Annotated in this window: 7 protein-coding genes; 5 read left to right on the top strand and 2 right to left on the bottom strand. The window is 69.6% G+C overall.

Going from position 1 to position 7,143, the window contains the following annotated elements; genetic code table 11:
- Positions 1-137: 137 nt before the first annotated feature.
- Positions 138-536: a transposase gene (locus tag AB0E67_RS35850; protein WP_362034971.1), complete on the bottom strand. Its 399-nt coding sequence runs from the start codon at positions 534-536 to the stop codon at positions 138-140.
- A gap of 1,373 nt (positions 537-1,909) precedes the next feature.
- Here AB0E67_RS35850 and AB0E67_RS35845 point away from each other — a divergent pair.
- The 4 genes from AB0E67_RS35845 to AB0E67_RS35830 all read left to right on the top strand — a co-directional run bounded on the left by AB0E67_RS35845 (position 1,910) and on the right by AB0E67_RS35830 (position 4,768).
- Complete coding sequence (locus AB0E67_RS35845) at positions 1,910-2,236, top strand: hypothetical protein (RefSeq protein WP_362034969.1); 327 nt, start codon at positions 1,910-1,912, stop codon at positions 2,234-2,236.
- Positions 2,237-2,915: 679 nt separating this feature from the next.
- Positions 2,916-3,530: a TIGR03086 family metal-binding protein gene (locus AB0E67_RS35840; RefSeq protein WP_362034967.1), complete on the top strand. Its 615-nt coding sequence runs from the start codon at positions 2,916-2,918 to the stop codon at positions 3,528-3,530.
- Between the two features lie 201 nt (positions 3,531-3,731).
- Positions 3,732-4,295, top strand: a complete 564-nt coding sequence (locus AB0E67_RS35835) for a hypothetical protein (RefSeq protein WP_362034965.1) — start codon at positions 3,732-3,734, stop codon at positions 4,293-4,295.
- A gap of 311 nt (positions 4,296-4,606) precedes the next feature.
- Positions 4,607-4,768 (top strand): S24 family peptidase, encoded by a 162-nt coding sequence (locus tag AB0E67_RS35830; RefSeq protein WP_362034963.1) that lies wholly within the window; start codon positions 4,607-4,609, stop codon positions 4,766-4,768.
- Between the two features lie 343 nt (positions 4,769-5,111).
- Here AB0E67_RS35830 and AB0E67_RS35825 read toward each other — a convergent pair whose 3' ends face one another.
- The gene (locus AB0E67_RS35825) at positions 5,112-5,600 is read right to left on the bottom strand and encodes an Ig-like domain-containing protein (RefSeq protein ID WP_362034961.1); all 489 of its coding nucleotides are present in this window, start codon (positions 5,598-5,600) and stop codon (positions 5,112-5,114) included.
- A gap of 603 nt (positions 5,601-6,203) precedes the next feature.
- Here AB0E67_RS35825 and AB0E67_RS35820 point away from each other — a divergent pair.
- Positions 6,204-7,001, top strand: coding sequence for an IPT/TIG domain-containing protein (locus AB0E67_RS35820; protein WP_362034959.1), 798 nt, complete (start codon positions 6,204-6,206; stop codon positions 6,999-7,001).
- The last annotated feature ends 142 nt before the right edge of the window (positions 7,002-7,143 follow it).

The following is a 7,143-nucleotide window of genomic DNA, read 5'->3' as shown; positions in this document are numbered from 1 at the left end:
CGGCCACATCCACCACGCACACTCGAAGCCCTGCAGAAGGTGATCACCGAGCACGACAACAAGATCAAATCAGGCAGTAGTTGATTTACGGCTCCCTATCCCCCGTACCGGCTTCCCGTACCGCGACGTTGTTCTCATCAGTTGACACCCCCAGGTTTCGCAATGGCCGCTCCGGGCTCGTCCGGAGCCCGTCCCACGACGTTCGGGGGCGTCGTCCGAGGTGGCTTCGCGCGCCGGGCGGAGCCCTTCTGCGTCCGCCACAACGCCCGCCGCGCCTTGGCGAGGCGCCTCTCCGCTTGGCGGACGTGGCGCGGGTTGGTGACGAAGAGCGTGGCGGGGTCGTCCGGGTCGAGGGGCTGGGAGAGGGCGGCAAGCTGTTTCACGCCGAGGTCGACGCCGACGGTGCCGCACTCCCGTTGGCAGCGGGTGGGGCGATCGGGCAGGCCGGTGGTGACCTTGCAGAGCACGGAGGCGTACCACCGGTGCCCGGCCCGGGAGACGGCCACGGACTGGACGACCGCCCGTCCGCGGCCCACGAGCCGTGTCGTTCGTTTCGCGGAGTCGTGGAGCCGGACCTCGCCGATGGCGGGCAGGCGCAGCCGCCGGTATCCGGCCGTGCGGGCAGCATCAGCGGCTTCTCCGAGTCCGCGCTGCCCAGGACAGCCGCTTGGATCTGCCGCTCGTCACCGCGCGCGAATCCCCACCTTTCGTCCCAACTCATCGGGTCATTCGGGGCGTTGCCCGTGCAGCCGGTCAACGCAATCCTCAGTGGGCTGGGAGCGTCACGGTAAGCACGGCTCCCGATCAGCTTGTGCGCTTCGACGACGCATCAGGCGCGGGGACTTCCCACACGGGGATCCGTGCGCGCGTAGCGGAGACCCGTGGTGAAGCGGTGGTCGGAGTCGGTGAAGGCGATGGCCAGGTCGGCGCCCCGGTCGATCAGCTGTGATTGAGCCGACGCACGGCGTCCCGGCAAAACGTCGCCCAGTCTTTGCGCTGCACGCGGTGTCCAGGGTCGTCGGCGGGGCAGTCGGGCCCACAGGTGTCCCGGTCGGTGGTGTGACCCTCGGTCGTGAGCCGGATCGCGCCACGCAGGCCACCGCGGTCCCGAGCCCGCCGGGGAAGCCCGTGGACGAATACGGGTGAGTCCGAGGGCCCGTACTCCTGGGTGACGTCGTGCCAGGCTGTCTCCAGCGAGCCGGTCAGCAGTTCGTAGTGTGGCCACCGTGCGGGCCCGAGTACCCGTATGCGAATGGGTGCGGCAGCAGCGACGATCCCCGCTACGCCCAGGTCGGACCGTACCGCGTTGAGCCGCTGCGTCAGCACTTTGCTGATCAGCCTGATCCGTGTCGACCAGGCGGAATTGAAGCACCGCACGTACAGCTTTCCGTCGGCGTCAAGCCGTGGGGGGAGCGCCCGGCGGGCCCGCTGCTTCGCCGACCGCCTCACGCCACCAGGCGTCGAGCTCGGATGAACTCAGCGCAGGCCCACTCGCCATCAGCTCGCTTCCCTCCTGCGGACAGGATCGCCCCACCGCATCGTCGCCGCCGAAATGGCCCCGGCCCGTACGGGCTCGGCATACCGACCTCCAGCCCTCGCGCGCCCCGGCAAAGCGGGGCGTTGGCTCGCCGACCGAAGACTCCGCGTACGTCCCACGCACCCGACGTCGACAATTGGTCTGTACCAAATCTGGCCGAACTCTTGCCAAGAACCGCGTGCCTGGGCAGGATTTGGCTCGCGATCAAGCAGGTAATCACTCGCTTTCTCATCCATTGTCGCGCTTTGGCATACGCGGTGTCCGTGGCATCCCACGGGATCCGCCCGTCGAAGCCGGATCGCTCCGCTCCACGCTCCACCCGTACATGCGCCTCTTCCCATCACGCATCGTCACCGGACGAAGGAGTTCCCCATGTTCACGAAGTCCCTGTCCAAGAAGCGCGGTATCGCCGGTGCCGTGGCCGTCGCGGCGGCCACGGCGGGCATGATGCTGGCCACGGCGCCCGCCGCCCAGGCAGCGCCCGGCGACTGCACCATCTCGTCCGGGAGCAGCCTCTCCAGCCTCTGCACCAGCGGTACCGGTCAGCACCGGATTCACGCGGTGCTCAACCCGCTCGACCCCAGGCTGCCGCAGCGCATCATCCTCGGTAACTGGGCCCCGGTCGGCCAGACTTCGGTCGCCTCCAACCCGTGGGGTGCGGGATACGTCGTGAGCGTCTGGGTGGACCGTGTCGACTAGGTCGTGTTGCGAAAGTAGCGTCGTCCGCCCGAAGGGCGGGGCCCGCGGCGTCCGGTGCGGTGCATCGCAACGCGGAGGGCCGTCCTCGCACTGGGCGTACGTGGACGACCCCGACAACGTGGCGAGGTGCCGTGCCACGCGTCGCAGGCCAGACGGGACTTTCTCAACACGCCCTGGTGGTCGACCGGTAGCGGCGAACGCCGACAGCCATACACAGTGAGAGAAGGCCGGCCCGTGACTCGGGCCGGCTTTGTCGTGGTCGCGGCGTTGGTACGGGCGGTCGTCCGCCGCCCGGATCACCGCCGTGTGCTCTCTGAAACCGCCATCCCTCATTCCCGGACGGCCTCCAGCGTGGCCCGGCCCCGTCCGGACGGTACAGGCCCTCCGGCATCCCGTCCGTCCGCAGCCACAGCAGCGCCTCGGTCGGGTGCCGGGCCCCGTCCGACGGCACGACCTTGAAGATCAGCTCGACCTGGAGGCAGCGGCCCGTGTCGGCGGCGTCGAGGCGACGCCGCTCCCCCGGAGTGCCGTCGAACAGGAGCGCCAACTGGCCCGCCATCCCGTACCTGCCCGGCGCGCAGTCGGCGACCGTCTCCGCCTTGGCCAGCGATTACGGGCCAGCCCTTGGCTGTCGCGTTTGTTCAAGACTCCAGCCGTGCAGCCGGTCCACGATCGGCACATGAACGGTCACGCACTTCACCCCCTCATGACTCGCGCTGCGGCGGAAGCAGCACGCATCGCCCGTGGCGTCCGAAAGGAACACCTGGACGGGCCCACCCCTTGCACAGATTTCGACACCCGGGCTTTGATCAACCACTGGGTGCTCTACACCGCCCATGGTCTTGAGCGCCGGGCGCGTCGGGAGGCGCTGCCGCAGGAACTGGTCGCCTGTGACTTCACAGCCGCCCCTGCATGGGCCGATGCCTATGCGGATCAGCTGGGCCGGGCCGTGGCGGCATGGGCCGAGCCAGCCGTGTGGGAAGGAGAGGTGGATCTGGGTGGGATGGCTATGCCTGCGGTAACCGTCGCGCAGATGGTGATCAAGGAAATGGTGGTGCACGGCTGGGACGTCGCCCAGGCCACCGGTCAGCGGCTCGAAGTCCAGGACGATCTTGCTCAGATGGTTCTTGACGTGGTCGAGGAACATGCTGAGGTCTACCGCCAGTACGGAGGCTTCGCCGCTCCGGTGCCAGTACCCGCTACCGCATCGCTTCTCGATCGCGTCCTGGCTTCCTCCGGCCGCGACCCGCGCTGGGCTGCGCCCACGGCGACGTCCCTGACCTCGCCTGCCTGATACAACCAGGACGCTCGATGCGAGCAGTCCCGCAGCGGCATGAGGCCAAGTCGAGCACTGCACGGGTGTCTCACCTGCGCGCATCGCTGAGGGCGAGCGAGCTGGTCGGCTCCGCGATGGTCTCCGAGGAGGGCCTGAAGCAGCGGCGGACGTTCTCCGGGGACAGCCCTTGGTCGGATCGGCACCGCCGTCGGGGCCGCGGTGGGGGCCCTCGCCGGCCTCGCGTACGACGGCGTGGTCAGGGCCATTGACGACGGGCTGGCGGACGACGTGTTCACGCCGATCCCGGTCACCTTGACGGTCGGGAACCTCTCCCTTCTCGGGCAGCAGCCCGGTGTCGGGACCGAGCAGTCCCTGAAGGTACGGGAGCACGGCGCCGACTACGACGTCATCTACGACTGGAACGTCGCCCTCGCCCCGACGGGCCAACCGACGCCGACAGCGCCTTCCGATGTCGTCCGGGCGCCGGCCGCCATGGGCGTGGACTTCAGCGTTCCGGAGGCCGATCTGCGCGGCTGGCTCGCCAACCCGGACTTCACGCCCCATCCGGCGATCGCCCAGGAACTTCTGGGACGGGGACGTCGGCTCAAGGCGCCGGTCTTCCTGGACGTCATCGTCTGGAACTACGAGCACACGCCCGGCGTGACGTCCCCGCGGTCCGTCGCCGACGTACGGTCCGACGTCCTGAAGGCGGCCGTCCTGGAGGGGTCGAACGAGCGCCCCGGAGCACAGGCGACCGCCGTCGAGCAGTTGTTCACGCCCTGACGCCAGCCCCGTACCGAACCCGTACGAGCCACCCGATCCCTGGACCTGGTCAGCCGGATCAACGCGCCCAGGTACGTGACGATGGTCCGCGACTTTGAGCCGGAGCCGTCACCGTACGCGCACACCGCAGGCGTCGACGAAGTCGAGTGAGCGACGGCTTCCTCCTCCTGGCGCTGGTAGTCGTCGGTGGCCTGCCATTTCGCCGCACGTTCGACGTCGTTCCTCGGGTCCGGGCCTGATCGACGCGGGTATCCGCGACGGCGACATCGTCACCGTGCGACGCCCAGAGCGCCGCCGAGCCCGGCGGCATCGTGGCCGCCCTCCTGGGCGAGGGCGAGGCCCCCGTGAAAGAGCTGCGCATCGACCACGACGAGGTCTGGCTGATGCCGTGCAACCCGGCCTACCCGCCCATCCGACTGGAGGACGGCGGGGCGATCCTGGGCAAGGTCTTCGCAGTGCTGCGCTCCCTGTAGCCGGAGGACTTGGTCGCGCAGGTCAGGCGGGGTTCAGCGGGGTGATGCCGGTATCGCCATACAGGCCGGGTTCCAGGGGCAGTCGGTGGGCCCGCTCGGTCAAGGGCCCGGCGGCATCCCCGTCTACACCGTCCGGCACACCGACGATGCCCACTGCGGCGTCGGCGCCGCCCACGGCGACAATTCGCTCACCGCCCCACCTTCGACGACTGCCCCTTCGACGGCCATGCGCAGAGGCATGGACTCCCACCGGCGGCCTTCCGACCGCAGTGACTTGGGGAAGGCTCAGGGCGCCGCACAGCCCATCGATCGCAGCGAGCGACGCCCGTTCGCCTGGAAAGGGTCAGTGCACCACGACGTTGTTGTTGATGTCGCTGACGGTGAAATTGATCAGGCTGCCGCAGACGAGGGCGCACCATTCGACGGGTGGGGTGGGGGGAGTGGGGGTCGACGACACCACGACGGTGGTCTCGTCGTTCGAGGCGGCGCACGCATCGTTGCCGTTGTAGGCGGCGGTGATGGTGTGTGCGCCTTCGGTGGCGAAGGTCGCGCTGTATGCGGCCATGCCGTTGGATCCGACCGGCACGGTGGCGAGGAGGTCAGGGCCGTCGAAGAATGTCACGCCCAGTCCTCCGCTGGGGTCCTCCGAGCAGCTGATCGTCGCCGTCAGCGTCACCGGCGACCCGACGGCCGCGGTTGAGGGCGACGCCACGACCGCGGTGGTCGAGAGCTCTTGGGCCGCCGCCGGGGTCCCCAGCGCGATCACCGCGGCCAGCGCGGTGAAGAGCGCTGTCTTCCAGAATCTCAATCCCTGCCAACGTCTCACTGACATGACTCCTTGAGCTGTGGACTTTCCGGGGCGTTTCGACTCACCGGACAAGACGAGGACCGTAGTCGCCACTACACGGAAGACATGAAGGCGCTCGGGCAGACATCCGCTTGGACCACGCGAATCACTCGCCAGGGGCGACACCGCCTTTTCCCCGAGCGTCGCCGATCCCGGCGCTCTTCCTTTGCCCGGGATGCCCAGGGCCGGCCGGACAAGGACGCACGGAACCGGTTCCGCGCCCTTCCCGCGCCGCTGTGCGACGTCCGCCGCCGTCGTCCGGTCGCCCACACGGCTCGCCACAGATGTCCCTATATGTCTCAGCAGACACGTGAACGTAACTCGTCTGAGTGACGTGTCGTCAACCTTCTTGCCGCTTCTTACGCCCAAGTGGCTCACTGGCTGATGTCCGACCAGGTGGGCCGCCCATCCATCCGGCGGGGGCATCAGCGGCGGTACTGCGATTCCCATGGCACCTCGGCTCGACAACCCCGGTCACGGGTGGCCCGACGGTGCGATCCAATCCGCCGCCTGGTGCCTGCCTCCGCGGGCGGCACCGGCCCGGACGTGGCGGCACAACTCACCATCCGACCTCACAGGAGGACTCCGATGGCACCCGTCATCACTTCCATCAGCCCCACCCAGGGCACGGCCGGTACCGTCGTGATCATCACCGGTACCGGGTTCGGCGCCCTCTCCAGCACGCCGACCGTCTCCTTCGGCAACACGTCCGTGAGCGGCACGGTCACCACCGCCAACACCCAGATCACCGTCACCGCCCCCGGCGGGTGCGCGGGGCAGGTCAACGTCACCGTCACCGTGGGCGCCTCCACCAGCAACGGCAAGCCGTTCTTCTACGTGGCCGCCCCCACGGTCGGGGGCGTGAGCGCCAACGTCGGCCCCGACACTTCCCCGCCCGCCACCACTCTCTTCGGCAGCGGGCTCGCCGCGGCCACGGCGGTCACCTTCGGCGCAGCCGGCGCCGGCACCCTCGGCGCCGTCGTCAGCGACTCCCAGCGTTCCGTCACCCCGCCCTCCTTCCCCGTCACCGGAGCCCCGGTGACCGTCAACGTCACGGCGACGAACCCGGGCGGGGTCAGCCCCATCACCGGCGCCGCCGACCAGTACACCTACTACGACCAGCCGACGGCCACCACTATCTCGCCCAACACGGGATCGCCGGGCGACAGCGGGGTTCTCATCACGGGCACCGGCTTCTTCGGCGTCAGCGCCGTCACCTTCACCGACCCCGCCGGACCGACCGACTTCGCCGCCGATTTCGTCGCGCTCAGTGGCACTCAGCTGATCGTGACCGTCCCTTCGGGCGCCCCGACGGGAACGGCGCTCAACGTCACCGTCACCACCCCCGGCGGCACCACCACCCCCGCCCTCGTCTTCACCACCTGATGCCCGCGTAGTCGTGTGTGGCCGGGGCGCCCCCGGGCCCCCCCCCCCCCCCCCCCCCCCGGCCCCCCCCCCCCCCCCGGCGGGCGCCCCCCCCCCCCCCCCCCCCACCCCGAAAAGAGGCCCCCACCCGTCCCCCCGGGTA

The sequence above is a fragment of the Streptomyces sp. NPDC032161 genome (assembly GCF_040636995.1).
Classification (GTDB): Bacteria; Actinomycetota; Actinomycetes; order Streptomycetales; family Streptomycetaceae; genus Streptomyces.
Note: the sequence above shows the minus strand (reverse complement) of the source record. Positions and strands in the feature narration are given on the sequence as shown.